This window comes from Balneolales bacterium ANBcel1, from assembly GCA_029688905.1.
Classification (GTDB): Bacteria; Bacteroidota; Rhodothermia; order Balneolales; family Natronogracilivirgulaceae; genus SLLW01.
In genome coordinates this window covers 221,178-246,913 of record JARULB010000003.1, presented here as the reverse complement: position 1 = coordinate 246,913, position 25,736 = coordinate 221,178, and the positions used below count along the sequence as shown (strand labels likewise).

18 protein-coding genes and 1 tRNA gene are annotated in these 25,736 nt (G+C 50.9%); 7 read left to right on the top strand and 12 right to left on the bottom strand.

The annotated features are described in order from the left end of the window. Nucleotides 1-59 precede the first annotated feature (59 nt). Nucleotides 60-2,117, top strand: coding sequence for a histidine kinase dimerization/phosphoacceptor domain -containing protein (locus QA596_05415; protein MDG5766896.1), 2,058 nt, complete (start codon nucleotides 60-62; stop codon nucleotides 2,115-2,117). 9 nt (nucleotides 2,118-2,126) lie between these two features. Here QA596_05415 and QA596_05410 read toward each other — a convergent pair whose 3' ends face one another. From QA596_05410 to QA596_05380, 7 genes are all read right to left on the bottom strand, one after another. After that, on the bottom strand, nucleotides 2,127-4,292 hold the full coding sequence (locus tag QA596_05410) for a peptidase domain-containing ABC transporter (GenBank protein MDG5766895.1): 2,166 nt from the start codon (nucleotides 4,290-4,292) through the stop codon (nucleotides 2,127-2,129). A 327-nt stretch (nucleotides 4,293-4,619) separates the two neighbouring features. Next, nucleotides 4,620-5,249: a hypothetical protein gene (locus tag QA596_05405; GenBank protein ID MDG5766894.1), complete on the bottom strand. Its 630-nt coding sequence runs from the start codon at nucleotides 5,247-5,249 to the stop codon at nucleotides 4,620-4,622. Nucleotides 5,250-5,462: 213 nt separating this feature from the next. Next, complete coding sequence (locus QA596_05400; protein ID MDG5766893.1) at nucleotides 5,463-5,810, bottom strand: hypothetical protein; 348 nt, start codon at nucleotides 5,808-5,810, stop codon at nucleotides 5,463-5,465. Between the two features lie 835 nt (nucleotides 5,811-6,645). Beyond that, nucleotides 6,646-7,089, bottom strand: a complete 444-nt coding sequence (locus tag QA596_05395) for a helix-turn-helix domain-containing protein (GenBank protein MDG5766892.1) — start codon at nucleotides 7,087-7,089, stop codon at nucleotides 6,646-6,648. Nucleotides 7,090-7,434: 345 nt separating this feature from the next. Beyond that, nucleotides 7,435-7,508: transfer RNA gene (locus QA596_05390), tRNA-Arg, on the bottom strand. Between the two features lie 255 nt (nucleotides 7,509-7,763). After that, entirely contained in the window at nucleotides 7,764-9,074 is a 1,311-nt protein-coding gene (gene ahcY / locus QA596_05385) for an adenosylhomocysteinase (GenBank protein ID MDG5766891.1), read from the bottom strand. A gap of 93 nt (nucleotides 9,075-9,167) precedes the next feature. Further along, nucleotides 9,168-9,686, bottom strand: coding sequence for a TlpA disulfide reductase family protein (locus QA596_05380; protein ID MDG5766890.1), 519 nt, complete (start codon nucleotides 9,684-9,686; stop codon nucleotides 9,168-9,170). Between the two features lie 345 nt (nucleotides 9,687-10,031). Here QA596_05380 and QA596_05375 point away from each other — a divergent pair, with 345 nt between their 5' ends. From QA596_05375 to QA596_05355, 5 genes are all read left to right on the top strand, one after another. Beyond that, a complete protein-coding gene (locus tag QA596_05375) occupies nucleotides 10,032-10,787 on the top strand; it encodes a polyphosphate polymerase domain-containing protein (GenBank protein MDG5766889.1) in 756 nt (251 codons plus the stop codon). A gap of 20 nt (nucleotides 10,788-10,807) precedes the next feature. Further along, nucleotides 10,808-11,494, top strand: coding sequence for a DUF4956 domain-containing protein (locus QA596_05370; GenBank protein ID MDG5766888.1), 687 nt, complete (start codon nucleotides 10,808-10,810; stop codon nucleotides 11,492-11,494). Nucleotides 11,495-11,513: 19 nt separating this feature from the next. Continuing rightward, entirely contained in the window at nucleotides 11,514-12,605 is a 1,092-nt protein-coding gene (locus QA596_05365; GenBank protein ID MDG5766887.1) for a biotin/lipoyl-binding protein, read from the top strand. 88 nt (nucleotides 12,606-12,693) lie between these two features. Further along, nucleotides 12,694-15,672, top strand: coding sequence for a CotH kinase family protein (locus QA596_05360; protein ID MDG5766886.1), 2,979 nt, complete (start codon nucleotides 12,694-12,696; stop codon nucleotides 15,670-15,672). Nucleotides 15,673-15,947: 275 nt separating this feature from the next. Beyond that, a complete protein-coding gene (locus QA596_05355; GenBank protein ID MDG5766885.1) occupies nucleotides 15,948-18,533 on the top strand; it encodes a T9SS type A sorting domain-containing protein in 2,586 nt (861 codons plus the stop codon). 89 nt (nucleotides 18,534-18,622) lie between these two features. On the opposite strand, the gene QA596_05350 is transcribed toward QA596_05355, so the two are convergent. Together QA596_05350 and QA596_05345 are read right to left on the bottom strand one after the other, a co-directional pair. Further along, the gene (locus QA596_05350) at nucleotides 18,623-20,083 is read right to left on the bottom strand and encodes a metallophosphoesterase (protein MDG5766884.1); all 1,461 of its coding nucleotides are present in this window, start codon (nucleotides 20,081-20,083) and stop codon (nucleotides 18,623-18,625) included. Nucleotides 20,084-20,267: 184 nt separating this feature from the next. Next, a complete protein-coding gene (locus QA596_05345; protein MDG5766883.1) occupies nucleotides 20,268-22,661 on the bottom strand; it encodes a DNA internalization-related competence protein ComEC/Rec2 in 2,394 nt (797 codons plus the stop codon). 18 nt (nucleotides 22,662-22,679) lie between these two features. Here QA596_05345 and QA596_05340 point away from each other — a divergent pair, with 18 nt between their 5' ends. Further along, nucleotides 22,680-22,904 carry a hypothetical protein gene (locus QA596_05340; protein MDG5766882.1) on the top strand — a complete coding sequence of 75 codons (225 nt, stop codon included), beginning with the start codon at nucleotides 22,680-22,682 and terminating at the stop codon, nucleotides 22,902-22,904. A 198-nt stretch (nucleotides 22,905-23,102) separates the two neighbouring features. Here the strand turns inward: QA596_05340 and QA596_05335 are convergent, their stop codons facing one another. The 3 genes from QA596_05335 to QA596_05325 form a co-directional block, all read right to left on the bottom strand. Further along, a complete protein-coding gene (locus QA596_05335; protein MDG5766881.1) occupies nucleotides 23,103-23,930 on the bottom strand; it encodes a hypothetical protein in 828 nt (275 codons plus the stop codon). Between the two features lie 198 nt (nucleotides 23,931-24,128). Next, entirely contained in the window at nucleotides 24,129-24,968 is an 840-nt protein-coding gene (locus QA596_05330) for a purine-nucleoside phosphorylase (GenBank protein MDG5766880.1), read from the bottom strand. Between the two features lie 18 nt (nucleotides 24,969-24,986). Next, nucleotides 24,987-25,583 carry a DivIVA domain-containing protein gene (locus QA596_05325; protein MDG5766879.1) on the bottom strand — a complete coding sequence of 199 codons (597 nt, stop codon included), beginning with the start codon at nucleotides 25,581-25,583 and terminating at the stop codon, nucleotides 24,987-24,989. Nucleotides 25,584-25,736: the final 153 nt, after the last annotated feature.

Here is a 25,736-nt window from a genome sequence, read left to right as displayed (position 1 = left end):
AATTCAGTAGCACGCTTTGATTTTATATACAGCGTTTTAAAAAATAAGCTGGGAGAGCCATGGGCAAGGATTATCGCGCCGCCATTTTGCTAGTGGATAAGCACCGAGATTTTTTCACCAGGTACAGGAAGGATCTTGAGAATCTGGGATATGAAATTGTGTTGGCGGAAACACACGAGCGGTCTGTGAGCATTGTCCGTTCCGGAGCGGAAGTAGACCTGGTTTTGATAGACATTCATCCCTGGGACAGTATGAGCGGAGTGAGGACCGCTGAGCTGATTCTGGAAAAAAAGAAATTGCCGCTCATATTCATTCTGGAAAATCCCGATCCGGAAACCCTGGAATTGGTCGATCGAGTAGGCTCTTATGGTTTTGTGACAAGAAAGAGCAGTGTGGCGGAAGTTCATTCCTATCTCAAAATGGCCTTGCGGCTGTATCAGGCGGATGAAAATGCGCGAAAGGTACTCACCGAGCACAGACAGATAGAGGAGGCGCTCAGGGAAAGCGAAGAGTTTCTGTCGAGATCCCAGGAGGTAGCCCATGTAGGGAGCTGGAAGCTGGATTTGACCGGAAACGTGCTGAAGTGGTCTGACGAGGTTTATCACATTTTCGGCTTCGAACCGCAGGAGTTCGAGGCTATCTACACTGCATTTCTTGAATTTGTTCACCCGGATGACCGGATGGCGGTCGATGAAGCGTACTCCCGTTCTCTGAGGGAAGGAACCGACAGCTATGAGATTCAGCATCGTATTGTTCGGCAAAGCACGGGTGAAGTTCGCCATGTACATGAGCGTTGTGTACACGTGCGTGACAGCATGGGTAACGTGATTGAATCCATCGGCATGATTCAGGATATCACCGAGCACAGGCGGGCGGAGGAGCGGCTGAAAGAGAACAACAAGCGGCTTGAATCCCTGCTTGATATCACACAGGCTTTGAACACCTCGCTGGATCTTGACTTTCTGATGCAGGCGATTGTTGACGGCGCGGTACGGGTAATGAACCTGGATAGTGGTGCCATATATCTGCTGGACCAGGGAAAGCTGTGTCTGAATGCGACCATCCCGGCTCTTCCGGAAAACTTTCCGGATCAATTTCGCTATGCTTCGCTGGCGGACCATCTTCACATTAAGGAAGCCATCGACAAGAAGCGGCCTGTCATTATGCACGATGCTCATTCTGCATCACTTACACCGGCTGAAAGAGAGGTCATAAAGGCAAGGAACCTGCGCTCAAATCTTTTTTTGCCGATCCGGCTCCGCAACCAGGTGCTCGGTGTTTTGATAATCTCATCCAACAAGGAACCCTACACGTTTCAGGATGGAGATATTTCTCTGTTGCAAGGGTTTGCGGAAAAGGCTGCACAGGCGATCGAGAATGCGCTGCTGTTTGAAAAAAACAGAAAGCATACGGAAAAGCTGGAGCAGTTGATTGAAAAACGCAAGCTTGCCGAGCAAGCCCTGGAGAAATCCCTTAAAGAGAAAGACGTTTTGCTCTCGGAAATACATCATAGGGTCAAGAACAACATGGCCATCATTTCCAGCATGATATCTCTTCAAAGCCAGGATTTTAAGAAGAATGCCTCCGACCAGATGCTGCAGGACATAACCGTTCGGATCAAGTCCATGGCAATGGTCCACGAAATGGTCTATGAGCACCAGAACTTTACCGAAATAAACGCCGGCAAACTTTTAAAACGACTGGTGGGGTACCTGGAAAAGATTTATCTGTCGCATGCCAGGAATATCTCGTTCGAGATCAGGACCGGCGATATTATGCTGGATATGAACAAGTCGGTACCCTTCACTCTGCTGGTCAGTGAGGTGGTGACCAACGCGTTTAAACATGCCTATACCGATCGCCGGAATGGGCGGATATTGATTTTGCTGGAGAAGCACAAGGAGAGGCAGGGGAAATTTCTTCGCCTGGCGGTTGAGGATGACGGGGTTGGCCTGGAAAATCTGGAAAAACTCAACAAACCGGTAAGTTTCGGCTATACCATCATCCATGGTCTGGCCGGTCAGCTGGGTGGTGAACTTGCTTTTTCTACTCCGCCGCAGGGCGGACTCCGAGTGGAAGTCAGATTCCCGGAAAGGCGCAGACCGGCTCAGGTATAAAAGCGAACTCTAAACATCCCTGACAGCCCGGGAATAAAGATTGTCGGTCTGAAGCAAGCTTCGCGGACTGCCCTGGGAATCAATTATGCCGTTTTCCAGAATATAGATTCGGTCCGCATATTTTATACTCTGAACGCGATGGGTTACCATCATCACAGCCATTTGATCTCTTGCATTGGTTAGAAGATCCAAAACCGTTTTTTCTGTTTCACGATCCATGGCGGAAGTGGGCTCATCCAAAAGCAGCAACTGTGGTTTTTGGTAAAGCGCTCTGGCCAAGGCTACCAACTGCTTTTGCCCGCCGGAGATGTTCACACCCTCCTCTCCCAGTAACGTGGCATAACCCTGGGGAAAGGATTCAAAGAAAGCTCCAAGGCCGCTTTTGTTACAAAACGCGATGACCTTTTCAATATCTTCCGGTTTTGTGATATCACCCAGGCTGATGTTTTGTATCAATGGGGCATTGAAAATTTTGATCTCCTGGGGAACCGAAGCAACACAGCCCCTCCAGACTGGAACCGGGATATCGGAAAGGTTCTTTGAGTGATTGACGACAAGATCACCTGATTCTTCCTGATAAAACCGTTTCAATATGTGAAGGATAGTGGTTTTGCCACACCCGCTTTCGCCGAGAATACCCACTACCTCCCCTTTTTTTACATTCAGTGATACTTCCTTCAGCAACGGGCTCCTTCCCGGAAACCTGAAAGACAGATTACGGATGTCCAGTGCATCGAATTCAAATTCTTCAACCTCTGCCTGTCTGCCATTGAGATTATATTCTGATTTCAATGACGCAAACTCGTACATCCGGTCGAAGGCCACTCTTGCCTCCTGAATTTGAAGATTGGTCAGTGCCAGACGGTTCGCCGAAGGAATAAGCTGGCCGCTCATTTGAATGACAGCAATTAGCGCCCCAAGAAGTATGTCGCCGTTAAGTACCATCACTGAACCCCAGGCAAACACCCCGGCAACAAATACAACAGTTGCCGTATCCGCCCAGAAAGAGAATCGGATGCCGACTTTTCCCAAGTCAAATATGGTGTTTTGAAAGTGGCCGTACACCTGTTTGGTTACGCTTGAAAAGAAGCGTTCCCGGTTGCTTTCCTTAATGGCGGCGATGCCCTGAATCGTATCCACATAATTGCTCTCATTGAGTGCGTGGGCTTTCATTACCTCTTTCTGTCCATCCCGGATGGGTGCGTGAAACTTCCAGGTTAACAGATAGAAAACGGGCAGGGAGAGCAGTATAAACAGCCCAAGAAAAACGGAATAGTACATGATGAACACAGCGGCTGTGATAACCAGCAGTACATCAATAATTACATCGCCTATGAGATAAGTGATGGTACTCTGCAGCCGGCGCGTGTCGTTCATTCTGGCAATGAGGTCTCCGGTTTTTCTGTTGTGGAAAAACGGCATGGGCAACCGCAAAAGGGATCCGTAAAATGACTGGATCATCCGGTTGTTGAAATCACGGCTTTGGCGGATGAGAAAAAGCTCACGCATCCAGGACAGCCCGTTTCGTACAAGTAGCAAAAAGGTGAGCAGGCCAAGACCAACAAAAAGTTTGAGCGTGTCTTCGTCCGGCAGAAATTCATCAATCAGCTTTTGGGTAAAGATGGCAGTTGTAAGGCCCAGTGCGGCAATAAAAAGTCCGATGGCTACCGCAACACCCAGGATCGGAATATCCTCTTCGGCGAGATTCCTGATCCACCCCCATTTCTCTCTCTTTGTAGCATCGTTTGTTGCAAAATCATCGCCTTTCTTTAGTAGAAGCAGGGCTTTCGACTTCCAGACGGCTTCCAGTTCTTCTTCACGCCACTTTTTTACGCCCTCTGCAGGATCACTGATTAAAAAGTAATCTCCATCAAATCCAAAATATACCACAAAGTGTTGCAGGTGGTTTTCCGTGACAATATGCAGTATGCAGGGGTCGGTCTGTTCTTTCAAATTGGGAATATCGGCTTCATACGGCTCGGCGATCAGGCCGAATTTGGGCGCCGCCTGAAACAGGCCCAGAAGTGTTGTTCCTGATATGGTGGTGCCGCTCTCTTCCCGAAGTTTTTCAAGGCCTGCTTCGCCTCCATAGTATCGGATGACAGACGCCAGGCAGGCTACCCCGCAGTCGGATTGATCATGCTGCCGGATCCACAGCTTTTCAAGAGCTTTCATTGACGGCTGATTCCGTTTCTTATCCCCCTTCATTTTGTGTCTTTTTTTAATCCGAAGAGTTGACCTTTTGCATCTTCAGTAGTACATGCTCTGATCCTGTAGTGCCTGAGCGGTGCTTTGCAAGCTCATCTTCATGGTTGTGACAACAGATGGCCAGGGCGCTAAGCGGGTCATGGAAATCGATCATCTGAAAATCCGGTCCATGTGATTTATGTTCAGGTCTCTTATAGATTTCCGGGAGGTTGCCAGGTGTCAAAAAACACGGAGCCGGGAGTAGAGCAGCCACTGAATATTGAAGGAATATTATGAGGTTTGTGTCCATCATGGTCAGCTGATCTGAAGTGTCAGGAATACGACCAGCATCATCCATGTCAATAGACCGATTCCATAGGAAGGCAATACTATGTTAATGCTGTCAACAAAATCGGGTTTCCACTGTCTGGAAAGCAGCCAGGTGAGGCACAGGACATAAGCGACTTCAAACACGTTGAGAGTTTGGAGAGGGTAGTGGAGCCAGATGACAACGTTCTCCACACCAAAATAGCTTAAAACGGATAAGGGGAAGAAATTCCCGGCACTATCAATTGTCAACTCGTCCCGGTTCAAAAAAAGATTCAGTGAAAATACAGCCTGTGAAAACAAAAAAATAAATTCTGAATACGTTGCAGACTGGAAGATATTCCCAAATGAAAAATCTGTATCTGTAAAAATTGCGCCGGTTGTTACACAAAAAGCAGTAAACAGAATTTTCAGTAAAATGATGAATGGCAGCAGAGCGAAACTGATCCACCCGAACCGGTTGTGAGAGGTAATCAGAGCTTCAAGAGCACTTTCTGAAAATTCATTACGGAGGCTTCTATATATAAATTCATCTGTGAAAACATACAGCTGATCAAATAAGTTAATGATAAAGTACATCAACAATAATATCAGGAGCGGCCAATAATTCGTTTTCATATTATATAACGATAGTTTTCCTGATTGGCTTTCATATATAAGTTATGACAGAAAAAGCGTTTTGTCGTAAGGTTGTTTTTTGGTGCTATTGTTGCAAGGCAATTCGATGATGGTGTTGGTGTAATCCGGCAATTCATGATTATATGATTGCAATAAGAAGTGTTCTATGGGGGGATGATGAGATAGTGGGTGCCGGATTGCATCTGGTAATGTTTAACCTTCAATAACGGTGATGAGAACGACTACCAGAAAGGCAATAGCAGACATGCCAAGAAAAAAACCAAAGGCAGATATAAAAGTATTATTACCCAAATGGTGCTTAACTTTTCTCTCTATAAAAACTGACCTGCTATGGAAAAAGGCGCCCAGCAAAAATATAACTGTGGAATACCCAAAGGTGATTGAAGTGTCATGTATATTCACAGAAACAAGTGTTGTCGCTTCCAATACATTTAGTTGGGAAAGTATGAATATGACAATTGCGAGTGAGTACAATACCCAACTCAATATTTCCATTATGTTCCACATTTCAAACGTAGAGATTTGGGCTGCTTTTTCCATGTAGATTTTGTGTATTCACAGATAGACTGATGTATTTTAAAACTAAAATTGAGCAATGCCACAAATGCGCAAAGAAATACAAATCGAATAGGATTATTTAATTGACAAAAAAAGACAGATAAAGCACGCTTTCTGGAGTTTAAGACACTAGCTTTGCTATAGAAAAGGCTATAAAGTAGATTCCAACAGTTATCATAGTAAATGCCAAAGAGAACAGGAGATGTTCAAAAAGTGATTTTTCAGGCCTGCCTTTTTTTGAAGCATACCAACCAAATGAAAAAATTGACAACACCCCCAAAACACCGGTTGATGTGAGTGAGTAAATTCTGTATTCGATCAATACAAAAGAATGATCAATAATAAAAAACAAGCACATGAATAATAGAAATACCATGCTTAACCAATAAGCTGCTTGAAAAGTATTTATTGAGTATTTTGGAAGTGCATTGTCCATTATTAAGACCTCTTGTTTTTTTAAAAATCACTGAATATGAGAAATCTCATATTCAGTGATTTTTAAATTGAAGTACATTATTAACTTAATAAATAGCAGGTTCCGCCAGCTAACGCGCCTCCAATTGCAGCAACCGCTAAACCCTTAGCGCCTAGTTTCCATCCGAACTTGGCACCATTGGCAATACCACCGCCTACTGCAGCAGCCCATCCTGCTCCAGCAGCCCCACCTGTGACTGCGGCACATACATCCCCACCATTTAACTGTTCCAAATCCTCTATACACAACGTTTTCATATTAATCCTCACTGTTGAGTTAGCTTATGGTTTTATCCACCGAAATACATTGATGGATGCACGTAGCTAATTACTTTCAATCAGGCTAAATCCACAAGCTGAAACTGTTTCCCATTTGAGAAGTTTGTTTCTGTTTTGGGTACTTTTTCAGCCAGTGAAAATTCAGGTGTTTTCCTTCAGCAATTATCACGTTTTTCAACTCAGTGAAAGTCACATTATGGTAAGCTGATAAAAACTTTGACAATCCCGATGCGCTTTTGAATCCGGAATCAATGCCAACGGAATAGCAGCCGGCTTCCAACCCCTGATCCAGGATTAGGCAAACCACCTTTTCAAATTTCACTTCTCTCAATATTTCTTTTGGTGATTTTCCATAGGCCATTCTAATCGATCTACAGAGCCATCTCCGCGACATTCGGGCCTTATCCGCCCAGACTTGAACGTTCGGTATCGATTCAACATTTTCGAGCAAAATATCAATTGCTATTCTTGCCTTGTATTGCACTGCTCTACTCTTGAGTTGATTCATCGTCATGACATACCCTCGTCCCGGAGTTATTGGTTGATTCAGATACAAGAGAACCGAGGATGCGATTTGTTACACAAGTAGTTGTTTTTTTGTCACCTTGATGTATGTTGCCGGGCAGAGCACGTGAAAGAATCAGCCCAAACGGTAGCTTTTGGAGCCAGTATTGGCAGTTGCTATGATAGCAGAAGTGACAATCGCCGTCTCAGGAGTGCACGGTTACCCTTGTTAATGATCAGGGACATGTTTTCGACTTGTAACCAGGTCAACACCGTCATCAAAGCATCCCCAAACAAAAAATGCCTTGCGCCACAGCAAGTCGCTGCAACACAAGGCATTGGATTCGGGTACGCACGGGAGGATTCGAACCCCCGACCTTCTGATCCGTAGTCAGACGCTCTATCCAGCTGAGCTACGTGCGCATCTTTCAATAAGACCCCAAAGATAAGGGTAAAACCGGTGCTATACAATAGAAAACGTTTGCTTCTGTCGGTGCAAAATCTGGCGCAGAGATTCTCTCGTTTTCTTTCCCGGGTGAGAGGGTTACCTACGAATAATCAGAGCGGCAATTGTCCCGGATCTGTCGAAATAATCACCGGCAAAATGCGCAGTGAGTCAGCGGCCGGCGGCAGTTCCGCCATTGCCGCGACTCGGTTCAGCGCTATTCTGATTCCCGGCTAGTACCGGTAGGCGTCGGTTTTGAACGGGCCGGATTTCGGCACTCCGATATATTCGGCCTGTTCGTCTGAGAGTTCGTCCAGCTCCACGCCGATTTTTTTCAGGTGCAGCCTGGCTACCTTCTCGTCGAGGTCTTTCGGCAGCACATGCACGCCCACCTCGAAATCATCCGGCCGCTGCCACAAGGCCATCTGGGCCAGGGTCTGATTGGTAAAGCTGTTGCTCATTACAAAGCTAGGGTGTCCGGTGGCATTACCCAGGTTCATCAGCCGGCCCTGGGAAAGCAGGATCACTTCCCGGTCATCGGAAAATCGGTACAGGTCCACCTGAGGCTTGATGTTGATCTCCTCGGCATTGGCCTTCAGCCATGCGACATCAATCTCGTTGTCGAAGTGGCCAATGTTGCCCACGATCGCCTTGTCCTTCATCCCCCGGAAATGCTCTTCCGAAAGAATATCGCGATTTCCGGTGGCGGTGACCACAATATTGGCTTCTTTAACAGCATCAGCCATCTTCTTGACCTCGAAACCGTCCATGGCCGCCTGAAGTGCACAGATCGGATCTATTTCGGTGACAATGACCCGCGCGCCGGCACCTCGCAGCGATGCCGCAGAGCCTTTGCCCACATCACCGTACCCGGCCACTACGGCCACCTTGCCGGCAAGCATGACATCGGTAGCCCGGCGAATGGCATCCACGCAGGACTCCTTGCAACCGTATTTGTTGTCGAACTTCGACTTTGTTACGGAGTCGTTGACGTTGATCGCGGGAACCGGAAGCGTGCCGGCCTTGATGCGGTCGTGCAATCGCAGCACTCCGGTAGTTGTCTCTTCGGAGATACCCTTCAGGTTTTGGGCCAGCTCAGGATAGTTGTCCAGTACCATGTTGGTGAGGTCTCCGCCGTCGTCCAGGATCAGATCCAGCGGCTGGCCGTCATCAAAAATAAGGGTCTGTTCAATGCACCAGTTGTACTCCTCCTCGGTCATTCCCTTCCAGGCGTAAACGGGGATGCCGGCTTTGGCAATTGCCGCCGCGGCATGATCCTGGGTTGAGTAGATATTGCATGAGGACCATTGCACCCTGGCACCCAGCTCCACGAGGGTTTCGATAAGCACCGCTGTCTGGATGGTCATGTGCAGACAACCGGCAATGCGGGCACCCTTGAGAGGCTTGCTTCGGCCAAATTCCTCGCGCAAGGCCATCAGACCCGGCATCTCGGCCTCGGCCAGATCAATCTCTTTTCGGCCGTAGTCGGCCAGTGTGATGTCTGCTACTTTGTAGGGCAGTTTCTTCTCCTTTACTTCACTCATATACTTTTCTCTGCATTAAAGTTTAAAATCAGCGTAATCAATTTCCTTCAAGATACCATTTATCCGGCGAATTTGCGGGAAACGCCAGCACAACTACAGATGCTGTTCAATAATTTCCCGTGTTTTTTCGTAATCGGCTTCCGGACCGTGACTTCCCAGTACGGTTGTAACGTACTCTCCGGACGGGTTGACATAGACCTTGTAGGGCAGACTTTGTACCTGAAGCGCATTGCTGAAGTCCTGCCCGAAGACAAACTGGAAATCATAGTCATTGTTATCGACAAATTGCCGAACATCTTCAGGCGAGTCCATATAACCCGGAGAAACAGCCAACACAATGAAATCATCCGGATAATCATCCATTAGTTTTTGAAGCGTCGGCATGCTTCGGATGCAGGGAGTGCACCAGGTTTCCCATATGTCGATCAACACGGTTTTGCCTTGAAAATCAGCCATGGTCAGTGCGTTGCCGTTCAGGTCGGTGAATTCTGCCTCCTGAAGGATCGTGTTGGTGTCGGCGGCATCACCCGCAGGTGCTTCTGTGGAGATCGCATATAAGACGCCGAATCCAGCCAGAAGCAGGAATGTGAAAATAGCGATATATCGTCGCATGGGTAGTGTAGGGTTGTGGATACTGAAATTTTTCGAACTAAAGCCGATAACGATATTAACGGACAGTTATGTATCGATTCAGTTTTACATGAATCACTTATATGTATTCATGTACAACTCCGAAGTATAACCAAAAAAAAGCAAAAACGGTTCGATCGCCGGACAAATGAACAGGAGGGCGATTATTTAGTGTATTTTTCACACTTTTTGCTTTTTTTCTTGATGTTAAAAAATTATTATCTTTTCATAGAATGCGATTCGATGGAAATCCTTCGTTTTATATGATCAGGTGTACTATTAAATCAGGGCCTGGAAGCGCTAACCGAACAAGGAAGCTGAAGCAGCATGGGTATCGATACGATTCAAAGGCAGCGATTCGAGCACAAGTATGTGATCAATGAGAATGTTGCGCTTGGAATACGCGACTTTTTGTCGTCTTATCTGGATATTGATTCGTATGGAGCCACACAGCCCAATCTCTCGTACCCGGTCCACAGTCTGTACTTCGACTCCCCGGGCATGAGAACGTACCAGAACACCATCAACGGGGATCGCAATCGCTACAAGCTACGCGTCCGTTTTTACGAACAGATGGAAGACGCTCCGCTATATTTTGAGATCAAGCGGCGTCACGACAAGATCATTGCCAAAAAGCGCGCCATCGTTCATCGTCATGCCGCTGATGATGTGGCCCGCGGCTTCCTCCCTGGCTCTTCCTGCCTGGTGGATCCCAGCGGGGAGCAGATGGACGCCCTGCTGGATTTTTCGAGACTGATTAACCACCTGCAGGCAGAACCCAAGGTACATGTTGCCTATTTCAGGGAGGCCTGGGTCGCCGACGGCTCCAACAAGATCAGGGTGACCATCGACCGGCAAGTGCGAAGTGAGCCTCACAAAACCATTTCCTTCTCTCCGGAGATGAGCAATCCGAGGCTGGTCTTTGGCAATGACCTGATTCTCGAATTGAAATTTACCAACCGGTTTCCAAACTGGTTTAAAGACCTGGTACAAATATTCGGGCTGCGTCAGGTTGGCGCGGCGAAGTACGTCGACGGTGTGACCAACCTCGGCGAGTACCGGTTTTTACGGTCGTACGTATGACTAATTTTACGCAATAATTTATGTCGGACTGGTTCTATTTTGGTGATGTAGCGCCGCTACCCACGGACTTTTCAGCCCTGCTGATGGCGCTGCTGCTGGCCTTTTTGTGCGGACAGATGTTGGCCTGGGTGTATATGTACACCCACTCCGGGTTGTCCTATTCGCGTACCTACGTCAGTTCCCTGATATTAATTCCCATCACCGTTGCCTTGGTGATGATGGTATTGGACAACAACCTGGTTACCGCTTTCAGTCTCATGGCCGTATTCGCCATTGTCCGGTTCCGGAATATCGTGCGGGATACCCTTGACACGGTATATATCCTGAGCCTCATCGTAATCGGAATGGCCTGCGGAACACAAAAATATTCAACGGCGCTTATCGGAACCCTGGTCGCGTCCATGGTGCTCTTCTATCTGTGGTTTACCTCGTTCGGCGCCCGCCAGCGATATGACCTCATCCTGAACCTGCACTGGGCCGATTCCCTGAAGAAGCTGCCGGGGCTGCAGCACCTGCTCGAGCGTCATGCACTGAAAATTCAAATGGCCAGCCAGCGATCCGGCCATGACGAGGAGGGCGCAGACCTCTCCTACCGGCTGTTGCTGCGCGATCCCGACCGTGTACATGATCTTCTAAGTGACCTTCAGGCCAATGCCTCCATATCACGCGTAACCACAATGAAAGCCGAGGAAGAATCGGAAGTCTAAGTATATCGTTAGTATAGCCATGGCAGAAAATTTTGATAAAATACCGGTACCGCCGTCACGAAAGTGGCGGGAAATGCGTGTGCGCATTCTACCATTTTTGATTTTTGCCCTTGTCGCTCTTGTGGTTGCCTATCTCTGGAAGGACCGTGTTGATGCCGCCAATATGGTGGGATATGTGGTGGGGCAACAGGCGGAGATACGAAGTCCGCAGAATGGATCCCTGGCCGATATTTCCGTAAGGCCTTTTGATACCGTATCGGCAGGCGACCAGATCGGCCGGCTGATTACCACCGATCCGAGAATCGTTGAGGCCGAACTTTCCGTCGTTCTCGCGGAAATTGAACTCATCCGTCTTTCCATGGATCCCATCGCCGACCAGCAGAGAAACCTGCTCAACTACGAATCCCTTCAGATGGATTTGATGGAGAACCGGGCCAGGCTTGGCATCGCCGAAATTCGGAAGCAGGCAGCTGAACGTGAGTACAGAAGACTGCAGGACCTGCACGAGCGCGGTCTCGCCTCCGACGAACAGCTCGAGCAGTCACAAACCGGGTTTTTAACGCTTCAAGAAGAGGTTGAAAAAATAGGCGAACTGGTCGACCGTATGGAAAACAGACTCGCCGGCATAGATCTGGAGGACCTGATGGCCGTCTGGAAGGAGGAAGATCCCAGAGCCGCGGCCATTGAAGTGCAGCGCCGGACCATCGACCGCATCAGAGCCGAAATGATGCCGATCACGCTGCATGCACCGGTCAGTGGACAAATTTCCGCTGTTTATGGCACAAGTGGTGAGTATGTCGACCGGGGCGACACCATCGCCATCATCCGCTCTCCAAAACCCGACTATATCCTGGCACACCTGCGCCATCCCCTCGTGACCACACCGGAACCGGGTATGGAAGTGCTTGTGCGCAAACAGGACCGGCAGCGCAGCGAAACCGTCATGAGAATTGCAGAAGTGGGCGTCCACATGGAGACCATCCAGCATATGTCGTCGCTGTTTCCTGATCAGCCATTCGAGACTACCGGACTGCCTGTGCGTGTTGCGCTCAACCACGAACTGGATCTTATTCCCGGTGAAGTTGTTGATATGAGGCTACTGGTTCGATAAATTCCCTTTTCGAACCCTGTACCCCGTTTTGTCTGGAATGTCTTTTTCCTGTACCGGTAATCCCCCTGTATCTGTATCCCGCCCAGGGTTGCGAGCCTTTGTTTTTGCACTGCTGCTGGCCCTTGCAGTGGTGTCGCCAACCAGGTTGCTTGCCCTGCCTGGCGCAAATCCATCTCACGGGAATGGTAGTAATACGGTAGTACCACCATCTACGATGCAAGCCCTGCCCCATGTTGTGATCAACGAGGTGCAGGCGTCCAACAACACTACCATCGCCGACGAAGACGGGGATTTTGAAGACTGGATTGAGCTCTACAATGCCGGCAGCGAACCGGTAAACCTGGTTTCTTTCGGGTTATCCGACCGGGAGGGAGATCACTATCGATGGGTCCTGCCCGATACCTTGCTGAATCCCGGCGAGTTTCTGTTGATTTGGGCCTCCGGAAAAGACAGGCGGACACCGGGCCGGCCGCTGCATACCAACTTCAGTATCGCCAGTGAAGGAGAACCGTTGCGGTTAACTGACATGAACGGCAACAAGGCAGATACGCTTCCTCCCGTTGCTCTTCCGTCGGATTATTCCTACGGACGTTTTCCCGACGGATCTAACCAATGGCAACTTTTTGCATATCCCACACCAGGCGAACCAAATTCCGAAGAGGGGTTTGGCGGGTTGACACCGGCTCCGGAGTTTTCGAATCCGCCGGGATTCTACAATACCGAATTCCTGCTAATGCTCGAAAGCCAGCATCCGCATGACAGAATCCATTACACCACCGACGGATCCAGGCCGACCGTCGACTCCCCGGTGTATCGGGAGCCCATCAGAATCGATCATCGATCCGGCGAAAAAGATCGTTTTACCGGGATTCAGACCTCGCCGCACCCTTCCTGGTCACCCCCAGCAACACCGGTATTCAAGGGGCAAGTCATACGGGCCATCGCGGTCAGGGAGGGCTATAGAGAAAGTGAGGTTGTCACCGGTACCTGGTTCGTGGATCCGATGGGTCGCGATCGGTATTCGTTTCCGGTGATCTCTATTGCAACGGACTCGGTGCACCTGTTTAGTGATGAAACGGGCATTCTGGTGCCCGGCAACCGGTTTGATCCTGATTTTATTTACAGTGGAAACTATTATGAAAGAGGACGGGAGTGGGAGCGTGAGGCTCACCTGGAATTTTATGATACCGCGAAGCCGCTGTTTAGTGATGGAATTCCCAGAAATAGCGAGCATCAAGCGGCATCAGCCGGACAGCCCATGTCCGACAGGAATCAGTCACATTACAAACCCGATGACAACCATTCGGGTATCATCCCCCCGATATATGAGGAGCAAGATGGATTCCGTCAAAATATCGGCTTGCGGATCCATGGCGGTGGAACCCGTCGCTACCCGCAGAAATCGCTGCGAATTTACGCCAGAAGTGATTATGACTGGTATCCGGAAATCAACTATCCGGCGATTCCAGGTAATCAGAGAGAAGACAGAACGGCGCCGCTGGATACCTATAAACGACTCATCCTGCGATCCTCCGGCGATGACTGGCACCATACCATGTTCAAGGATGCGATGATCCAGTCGCTATATTCCGACCGCAAGGTGGATCAACAAAGTTTTCGTCCTTCTGTGGTATTTATCAATGGCGAATACTGGGGCATCCACAATATCCGGGAGCGCTATGATGACTGGTATATCGAAACCAATTACGGAATCCCCCGCGACAAGGTAGCCATCCTGGTCAGGAATGCCGATGTGAATACCGGTGAGCCCTCCGACAACCGGCACTATGTTCAAATGCGTGATTTTGCGGTAATGGAGGATTTGGCCATTGAGGAGAACTACGCATACATGAAGACGCAGATGGATATCGACAACTTTCTGAAATATGTGACCCTCAATGTGTATGCCGCCAATGCCGACTGGCCCCACAACAATATCCGTTTCTGGCGGAAGCGAACAGATACTTTCGACCCTGATGCGCTCCCTGGTGCGGACGGTCGTTGGCGCTGGATGATTTTTGACATGGACGCTTCATTCGGGTATCCCTATGCAGGAAATGCTTCCTGGTGGGCACAGTATGATATGAACATGGTGGAGTGGATTACCGGCATAGGGAACCCCAGAAATGAGGGCCGGTGGGTCAACGCATTGTTTAATTCCCTTATCGAAAACGAATCATTCCGCCACCGTTTTATAACTCTGCTTGCCGATGACCTCAATACCCGGTTTCGCCCGGAATTTGTCAAGGAGAGAATCCGGGAGTTTCGTGACCTCTACGAGCCCGAAATGGAGGAGCACCTGAACCGCCATCCGGGCAGTGCCGGGGAGTCGCTTTCCGGATGGCACGATCACATCCAGGTAATGAAAACCTTTGCCGAAAAGAGACCCGGCTACCTTAGAAAGCACCTGTCCGAATATTTTGATTTGCCCGGTACGGCGAATCTCTCTATCCGCGTTGAGGATACAGACTGGGGATATATGCAGGTGAACGGTATGGATATCCATCCGAAAACACCAGGGATAGATGAAGCGCTCACCGAATGGACAGGCACCTACTTCAAGGGGGTGCCGGTGACAGTGACCCCGATGCCCGATAATGGTTTTGAGTTTGATGATTGGCTGGATGAGAACAGCCACCTGCTTGAACGAGACGATATTGAAATCCACAATGACTCCATAACCGGCCTGCCGGTTGTCATATGGACTCCCGGCAGTGATAACCTGGCATTATCGGCGGTTAATGGATGGGAGACATCCGCCCGACCCGGCGGCGAAGATATTCCGACGAGACATTCCCTGGCACAGAATTATCCCAACCCCTTCAACAACCGCACCGTAATTCCCTATGAACTTGCAGAGCAGGCCCGGGTGTTGGTGGTTGTGTTTACCGTAACCGGCAGGGTGGTACGCTCTTTTGAGACGGGAGTGCAGCAGCCCGGCACCCATCACCTGCACTTCAGCGGTGAGGGCCTTGCCAGCGGGCTCTATCTCTATCGCATGAGGATTCTCCCGGTCTCCGGTTCCGAGATGGTGCTCCCGGCAAAAAAAATGATGCTAATTAGATAGTATAAAACGTTAAGTTTGTTATTATTGCGGAAGGGTCCGGAGTGGCGCAGCATGTGATGAAGCCGGGCCATTTGCCGGCTGCTCCGAAATGGGGCGCTTTCGCTGTCTCTGAGTTTGGCGATTGGCATACGTGACGCGCTTTGGCGGATCACAGTGCGCTTCTTTGCTGATAATCTGGATGCAAGACCTTCATCCCTGTAATGCAAATGCAAAATATAAAACCGGTTCGCTCCTTTACGTTTTCTGAATGGCTGTATGCATACGGTCGCAATGCTGTGCCATTTGCAGCAGCGGCCCTGCTTTTCTTCTCTGTTTCCATGCAGGGTATGGCCCAGGAAATAAGGCTCAATCCGATTCCTCAGGGCGATGACACGCTTTCAAAAACCCATGAAAACCTCGCCGGCCACCGGAACACTTCTGCGATGGATGATTTGTCCCGTATGCCGTACGGATCCCCATGGCGTATGGAAAGCAGCCACCAGCAGGCGGGAAACGGGCAGATTGAATCCCATGGGCACAATTCGGGAAAGGAAACGATTATCCATGTGACGGATCACCTTTACAGGGTGCCGGAAATCAGGGATGCCTATGATGCATTTCTGGAACTGAAGAAATCACAAGCCGGTTTGCCGGAATTGATGCAATCGACGCCGGTGTACGAGGTGGGAGACATCCGCACATTCAAGGTGTATAACTTTGAAGAGAGTAACGGCGGCAGCGCCACGTTTGACGATGTGGAGTTTGAACTGCATGCCGTTGGGGAATGGGTCCAGATTTGGGTGGAAACCGAAGAGTTTGGTCCCGGAAAAATTGATGACGAAGTGGTGTCGGCCATGCTGGAGGCGCTTGAGGTGAGCACGCCGTCCCGGTCGGTCAACCCCGATCAGGGAATCATCCAAAACAATATCGATATCTTTGCCATGGGCGACCCGGCAAATGTGCCCAATCCGTCGGGATCGGGCATGATCAAGTTTCTGATCACCGACATTCAGGATGACTGGACTCCGGATTCGAACGGTGGCTATGTCGCCGGGTTCTTCAATCCGGGAGATTTTACCCCGCGATCGGCGAATCCGAACAGCAACGAAGCGGCCGTGCTCTATATCGATTCCCGCCCCGGTATTTACGGATTTGATGATGATGGAACGGTTGATCCCCGCCGGCCTCTGGGCACGGTTGCCCATGAATTCCAGCATCTGCTTCAGGCGTATCGCGACAGCCGCCCGCTGATTACGTTTATGGATGAAGGTCAGTCTGAATTGGCCGAAATATTGAATGGCTTCAACGCCCGGAACATGCAGTTTCTGAATATGCCGGATGAGCTCAGCGGAAATGTTGAATCGGGACTGGCTCCCGGCTTCCTCCGCTGGCGTACGGGTGAGCCGGAAGTGCTGTTCGACTATCAGCGGGCGCAGCTCTTTCACAGTTATCTTTACGAGCGTGTGGGATTGAAAATCGGAGCGCTGACCCAGCAGCCCGGCAGCCGGCAGCCATGGGTGCTCTATCAGACCATTTTGAACGAATTGAATGAAGGCCTTGAGTTTACCGAAGTACTTTCCGAGTTCTATGTCACCAACTGGCTGAACCCGGAACGGCATGCAGAGTATTCGTATTCCCTGCCGCAAATGGGGTCGGTCCGGGTTAATGAGCCCGGCAGGGAGTTCGGACTGGAAGACCGTCCCTGGGTGCGCGGGCAACGGGTTTCTCTGCAGTATGGAAGCGCGAATTACATCCACTGGCCCAATGTGGATGACATCTGGATAGAGGTGGACTCACCGGCCGAGATTTTTCATTATGTGATTTCGAAAAGCTCCGACGGCAGCATCAGAGTTGATCGGTTGCAGGATTCCTATATCAGCCTGTCGGGCGGCTTCCGGTCGGTGGCGCTGGTATCTATAAATACATTGCGGGTTCCCAATATGGAGTACGGCACCCGTCAGTTTACCTATACGGCCGACTGGACCCCGGACAGTTACCGCATGGTTACCATTTCCAACTCCGGCCCTTCCAGGTTCTTTGTTGAAGTCCCGGATTATGTGAATGTCGCCGCTTCACCGGATCCGGTGGCTCTGAATACCATCACCAAACGCATAGATTCCGAGGCAGAAAGTATCCTCCAGTCGGTTGAGTTTCCATTGCTTTCAAGCACCGAAATCGAGGCGGTTTCCGGTACCGGTACGCTCAGAGTGTCGGTTGCCGACTCCCGCCAAATGCCCGGTATCGGCAGCTATGTTCCGGATAATGAACTGGGGTATGTTGATGTCGACTTTTCGGAACTCGGCGCCGGTCTGAATCATGTGGATCTCTCCGGGCTGGATATTACTCTGCAGGAAGGGGAACGCTACCATATCAGTTTGGAAGTAAGGGGAGACGACGAAGAGAGCGCCATGTATTTTTTGGTTGATGAGGGCTCGGAAAATGAAAACAACCCGGACTACTACCCGGTACGGACTCTGCTGAAAGGGGTCGATCATGGAGGAAATGTTTTGTGGCTGTCACTCCGCGATAATAATAACCTGGTAATGAACACCCGGGTGTTGCAGGAGTTCGATCTTCCCGATGAATATCCTGAAATTGTGGAGAGCGATCGCTTCGAAATTCTGTCGAATTATCCCAATCCGTTTAATACGGCTACGAGAATTGAGTTCAATATTCCGGAGCATGCGGAAGGCCTTGTTCCGGTTCGGGTGGATGTGTTTGATATCACTGGCCGTTATGTGACGACATTGACCAACAGGCCCCGCCCCGCCGGAAAGTACACGCTTACCTTCAATGCGGATAATTACGCCAGCGGAGTTTATATCGTTCGGATGCTGACACACGAAACGATAGATTCGCACAAAATCATGCTCGTGAAGTGACTCGGTATCCAGGCCAAACCGGCTCATTCATCCGGAAGCCCGGCCCGATCCGGCAGGCCGAACAATTCTGCAGCGGAATCCTGATCATACTAAGCGTCTGAACCAGGAGGTGTGCGGGTCAGATCAATCACCGTCATTTCCGGACGTACCGTTCTTACCGGTGCTCCCACCATGCCGATCCCCACGTTGACATAGAGTTTGTGAGCATCGTACTCGAAGAGTCCCATGGGGTATTTCTGGAAAAGATAAATCGGGTAGAGTGGCAGACCCATGAGATTCAGCCCAACTTGACCGCCATGGGTATGTCCGGCGAGGGTCAGGTCAATACCGGACTCCCGGGCGAGGTCAAACGTATCGGGGCGGTGGGTGAGGAGAATCCGGAACGCGTCGTCAGGAAGATTCCGGGTAGCCTCATCGAGGCGGTACCGGTCCGGAGTGCCGCTCACGGGGTCATCTACTCCCAGCAGTGTAAGCCGGCCACCATCGATTTCGAGAGTGCTGCGGTTGTTGGTGAGAACCGTTACCCCTCGTTGTCCAAGCGCGGAGGCGACCTTGTCTGCAGAGGCGTAGTGGTCATGGTTGCCCAGACATCCAAAAACGCCGAATTCGGTCTTCAGTTCGGGCAGGGCGCGGTATAAGGCCGGGATTTCCGATACGGAGTTGTCGACGAAATCTCCCGTGATGGTCACAAGGTCGGGGTTTTGCTCATTTGCCAGATGGAATATGTCGCGTATCTGGTTTTCGGTCATGTATATCCCGGAGTGAATATCACTCAACTGGACGATTCGGAGCCCGTCGAGACCCGGTGGCAAACCCGGGAAGAACAGCTTTTTTTTCACCACCTGATAGTCGTGGGAGGTTGCCGCGGAGGCTCCGATGGTGAACGCGACCGGAGCGGTAATCATGGCAGTGCCTGTTGCTTTCAGGAATTCGCGCCGGCTGAACAGGCCCTGGGCGGGATTGTCCGATGCAGCCGTGTCGAAGTTGTCAGTGGCTCTTTCTCCTGATGCAACATCCCCGTGACCTGCTGTTACTGAATTTGTATTGCCCCTGCTGCCGGATTCGTCAGCACCGTCAGCCGGAGGATGATCACGGTGCTCTGGGTCCGCATTTACGGTATGTGCGGCAGATTTGAAGGTTGGAGCGGCGCCGTCCGAATACTCCTCGCTATTGCGGCTGTGAAGCGAACGCATCCGTTTTTGCCGTAGCAGGTAAAGCTTCCGGAGAGTCCATTGCCCGATGCTGAAAGCGACCAGTAACATAAATGCCAGGATGAGGGCACCGAAAAATATTCCACCAGGATAGATAATGAAAGCCTGAAACCAGGGGTTGTCATACCATCCGAGATCCGTAGATGGAAAGCGAAGTACAAAGACGATGTTGGCGGCAATGAGCACACCAATACCCAGTCGCCGGTAACGGTGATAGGATGCCCCTAAAGTGATACCGCGAAGCCAGCGAAGGTAGGAACGCAGCAAATACCACTGGATAAATCCGAACACGGAGAAAAAAACGGTAAAGAAAATGGCAAAAGGGATGAAACGCTCCATGTGTAAATCTGTTCTTGCGGTAGTATCTGGTCAGTTTGTTTGAAATGTTTGACGGGCGGATGCTGATTGTAGTTGGTCATGTTGCCGTTCCCTGAAACGCAAAGACCCGCTGCAACGGCCAAATAACGGTTACACGAACACAATTATTGACCGTTGCGTTTCCGTTCGTCTTGCTTGCAGCCGACTATGGTACCGGTCTTTTGCTCATTTTGTCGTTCCCGGATTGCCATGGCTGCAGATTGCAGCGGACTCCGTCGCAGCGATAGTGTATGGCGCCCTCCAGACTTGTGAACCGGCTCCGGATTCCCGCCTGGTGCAGCCTTTCAATAGCTTCCCGGTGAGGATGACGGTACCTGTTCCGCAAGCCGAGCGATGCAATGCCATATGCAGGATTTGCGTGTGCAAGGAAGGGCTCAGTAGAACTGGTACGGCTGGCGTGATGCCCGATTTTGAGAATATCCGCCCGAAGGAATGCTCCGTAGGTTGCGGAAAGAAAGGCTTCCGCCTCTTTCTCGGCATCGCCCGTGAGCAGGATGCGGTTCCGGCCGTATTGCACCATTATGACTACCGACTGGTTGTTCGGATCACGTGCCTGGATGTCTGGCGAGGGGGCGAACACCATCATCGGTAACGAGGGGTCGGTGTGAATCAGGTCACCGCTTTCAAGCAGACGCACGGGTATGCCGATTTCGGCGGCGCGCGCCATGTACCGGTGATAGAGCTGCGAATCATGGGGTGCAGGTGACTGATATATGGTATCGACTGGAACGGACTCGATAATGCTCATAATCCCTCCTATATGATCTGCATGCGGGTGGGAGAGGATAATGCCGTCAAGCCGGCGGATGCCCCTTGCTTTCAGTTCCGGCAGCAGCACCCGCTCGCCGGAGTCGAACTGCGGCGTCCATACACCGACATCATACAGGTACTTCTTGCGGCCCGGAGTTTCGATTAGTATGGCATCACCCTGACCCACATCCAGAAAGGTGACGTCAAGTACCGGGCGGCGCAGTTGCTTTTCATATACAAGGCTTCCCTGTAGCAGTACCAAAAAAAACAGAAAAGCAGACAGCATTTTCCAGCGCAGCTGAGGGATGCGCAATGATGCGATGACGCTTGTCCCGAAAAACCAGACGCCGAAAATCCAGTGACTTGCAAGTTTGCCTTCTATCCATGCTCCCGGAAGCGTGCCGGCCAACGTAACATAGCTAATGAGGCTTTGAAGCACATAATCGGCAGGAATATTGAGCCAGTGGGCAATGGAAGTATCGATCATGCCGATAAAAAGACAGGCGAACGACCACAGGAACATCGCTTGAACAAACGGAACCGCCAGGGTGTTGCTCAGGGGGCCGATCATCGAGAATTCATTGAAATAGTGGATGAGAAGAGGGTAGAGGCCGGCCTGCACAAGGACACTGACCATGACGAACTGGAACAGGGCGCCGGTACGGCGATAGCGATACCTGACAGGGAGCAGATACCGGGTGCCGGGCAGCGTCGTCAGTATTATGGCCACCGCTGTAAACGAAAGCTGGAAACCTACATCAAATAGCATGCGGGGATCATATATCAGAAGTAACAGTGCTGCCGCTCCCAGAATGTTTAAAGAGGCACCCGGCCTGTGGAATAGCCGGGCGATGATTAAAAACAGGGCCATGATGGAGGCCCGGTTGACAGATACCGAAAATCCGGTGGCTCCGGCATAAGCGGCAAGCAGCGCGGTGCAAAAAAGCAGGGCGACCCACTTTCCGGAAACCGAGCCTCGGAACCAGGGGAGAAGCAGCCACACCGGAAGCAATATGAATCCGACATGCATACCGGATACAGCCATCAGGTGAGCCAGTCCGGCGCGGGAAAAAGCCATCCGCAGGTCGGAGTCAAGTTCCGAGCGGTCACCGAGCATTATCGCCCTTGCGATACCCCGTGTGTGCTCCGAAAAGAGCATGCTGGTCCGTTGTTGCATAGATATCTGCAAACGATGCCAGGGCGGGGCTGTCTGGCTCTCCCCGATGGATTCGATATCTATGGCAAAAATGGTCGAATGGATGCCTTGACGTGCAAGGTGAGAAGCATAATCAAACTGATTGGGGTTGACGGGACGTGAGGGCGGTTCCAGGTTGCCGCCGAATCGGAGATAGGCGCCGGCAAGAGAAAATGGTGTCCCGGAAGCGCGAAACAGATCTTCCGGGGCATCACCGAAACTGCGATTTTGAGTTGTTACGGTATCCGCAGAGGAATCCCCTGAGGGGGCTTCATCATTGGCTGTAGATGGATCATAGCTGACAGGAAAGGCATCCCGGGGCTCCTGCCGGATCAGCACGTCCGTCAGAAACGTGCGGTGCCACGTCGGCAGTCCCTGAATATGTACGGAATCAATGCGGATACGTGCCATTCGGTGACCGCCACGGGTACTGCGATCCGAAAGCACTCCTCCATGAAAAAGCAGCATGTCTTCCGGAAAGACCGACAGAATGAGTTCTTCGGGCTCATGGAGCTGGTCATGCATCCGAATGGTGAACACGCCGAAGCTGAACACGCTGCACAGATACAGCAGCGGCAGCAACAGCATGCGCATCGGGGCACGCCGTAAAAGATGGAAAATGGTGCAAACTACAAGGAGAAGGGCGAGGCCGAACAGAGCTTGCAGAGGGGATACCGTTTGCAGCAACGTTCGTCCGGCGACAATTCCGGCCGAATACAGCAGCGCCAGGCGCAGAAGCGGGTAGGCACCCGGGTTGACGGCTGGACGATTAACGCCGGACATTACATGGGCTCCTCGCTGATTCTGCCGGCAGCTGTGCTGGTATCATTGTCATAGGAACGGGTTTGGTTACACATACAAACGCCCTGTGAAAGGATTCAACTGATTGCGGAGTCTCTCAAATGAGATGACAGTACAACAGAAAGAGCCGTTTGACGAGTACTCCTTACAGCGGCTGCGGAGACAGGTGACATATCGCAGATGAATCACACATCTGGAATAGTAATGGCACAGGAGGGAATGCCATGCGGAAAACTACATCAGTTCTGCGAAAAAGGCCCGGGTGTCCTGGATATGAATGGCGATGTTATTTCGAAGCTCAAACAGGCGGCGGTGGAGTTCGTAGTAGTCGGCCACCTGAACAGGATTGCCTTTCAGGGATTGGAGATGGGCAAGGGTGTGGTTGGCATGCGCCAGCGCCTTCTTGCAATAGGCGATATTGGCTCCTAGCACTTCCACATCAAACCCCATGGAGTAAGCTGCGGCCAGTTTGGAGCTTATCTGCAGGGTATCTGAAACGAGCCGGATGAAGCCGGGATGCTGCATATACCGGGGTTGACTGTCGTTGAAAAGCAGCAGGTCGGCAGAAAGGTCGCGCGCATCGGTGTAAATGGCGATATTTTCAAGGGAGGCGTAATCATAACCGGTGGGCTCCCGGGTTTCCTCATCAAAAATCTGTTCGAACATCTCTTCTACCTGGTCGTCGTCCATATCATCCTCCTCGTCATCCCCCGAGTCCTGAAAAAAATCAATTTCCGGGTCATCCTCGTCATCCCCGAAGATATCGTCTTCCTCCTCCCCGTCATCCAGGAGTTCAAAAAGGGCATCGTCCTGTTCCGATTCAAATTCATCTTCGTCATCAACCGGGAAATGGGACTCTTCCAGGAGCAGTTCCTCTTCGATGAATGCGTCGACGGCGTCCAGTTTGGTAGGAAAATCGTTGATGTGGCTGAGCCATCTTGGACGGTTGCCGTGATCTGATTCGATCAGCTGTCGCAGATGCTCATGTCTCCGGGCCATCTCGTTTATATGAGACTCCCATTCGAACTCATCCCAGATACGGTTATTATCAGAAGAATACATGATTGCGGATGTTGGTCAACAAACACGGTGTAAACGGTTCAGCAGGGCGCAATATTTCCTGGCCGGGAAAAGGATCGGATACTGGAAAAGGACGGCAGAGCGAGGCAATTTCAAAAGCGGTATCGGGATGTAAAACAGTCATATAACGGGTCGGCAGCCATCGCGGGCTTCTACAAACAGGCGCTCCGGTCTGTCGGGTTACAGTTTGGCAAGGACCCCTTTTATCACACTGGTCATTTTTGGTTCGGCCAAGTCGGCCGCTTCAAGGATCTCTTTCATGTTCACCGGTTCGAGGGCGTCCGGAAAGCACTCGTCGGTGATGGCCGAGATTCCGAGAACCTTCATCCCCATATGAACGGCGGAGATCACTTCGGGCACCGTGCTCATACCGACGACATCCCCCCCGATATTGCGTAGGAAGCGATATTCGGCGCGGGTTTCGAGGGTTGGTCCGGCGACAGCAATATAGACCCCCTGATGCATTTTTATGTTATTTTCCAGAGCCACTTTTTCGGCAATCAGAATAAGGTCTTCGGAGTAGGGTTCGCTCATGTCCGGGAACCGCACACCGAGGGTGTCGTCGTTGGGTCCGGTCAGCGGGTTGTCTCCCAGCAGGTTGATGTGGTCGCTGATGCACATGATGTCGCCTCGCCGGAAGAGCGGATTCATACCGCCGCAAGCGTTGGAAACCAGCAGGGTATGTGCGCCAAGTGCATGCAGCACCCTGACCGGAAACACGATTTGCTGCATGGTATATCCTTCGTAGTAGTGAAAGCGTCCCTGCATGGCCACGACTTTTTTACCGCTGAGGGTGCCGAAAAGCAGTCGTCCTTCATGGCTCTCTACCGTCGATGTGGGAAAGTGAGGAATATCGCTGTAGGAGATCGCTTTCTGGACATCAATTTCCTCCGCCAGCCGTCCCAGACCGGTGCCAAGGATAATGAGATAGTCCGGGATAAGGTCGGTTTGGTTTTTGAGATAGTCCAGCGCCTCGGCTTTCTTACTGCGAAAAGCTTCTACGGTTTCAAATTGTGGCATAATCGATGGTTTCGGTGATTAATCTTCGTCAATATCGTCCAGCAGGTGGTCGAGGTCATCGGTACCCGCAGCCGGGGAGGCGGCGGTGGATGCGCTGTCGGCAGATTTCTGTCGGAGGGGGGGTGAGGTGTCCGACTCTTCCTTCGGCAGGGAATAGGTGGAGGAGTCGTCGCGCCTGAAGGTGTCGAGTGATTCGGTGGCAAGCTCAAGATAGGATTCCATGCCCCTGATGATTTCGTGGCGCCGTTCGAGCAGGCGCTGAATACTTTGCCGTATCGCCTGTCGCTCCTGATGGGCGTCCCTGACAATTTTCTCCGCTTCCAGATCTGCCTGGGAGATGCGGTTCTGCGCTTCCTGTTTGGAGCTGGAAATGCGTTGCTGGGCTGATTCCTTGGCGGTCTGAAGTGTTTCGTGCAGGGCCTCCTCCACTTTCTGGTAGTGCTCCAGCTTGTCTGTCAGGCGCCGGATCTCCTGTTCCTGGTCGCGGCACTTGTTGGAGAGGTGTTCCCACTCGTTCGAGACAACATTCAGGAACGATTGCACTTCGGCCACATCGAATCCCCGCATGGATTTTGCGAACGTCTGCTGTTTGATTTCAAGGGCTGATAGTTTCATGGGATGTCGGCTGGGCTTTGATTCGGCCGGTTCGTAAAGCGGCAATATCGGAATGTCAAGTTCCGGGTCCTTTTTTCGGCACGTGCCGGGAGAAATTGACCGGAAGTATGGTGCGGCCATTTAATAGCCTGTCTGAGGCAGCGTAAAAACTCC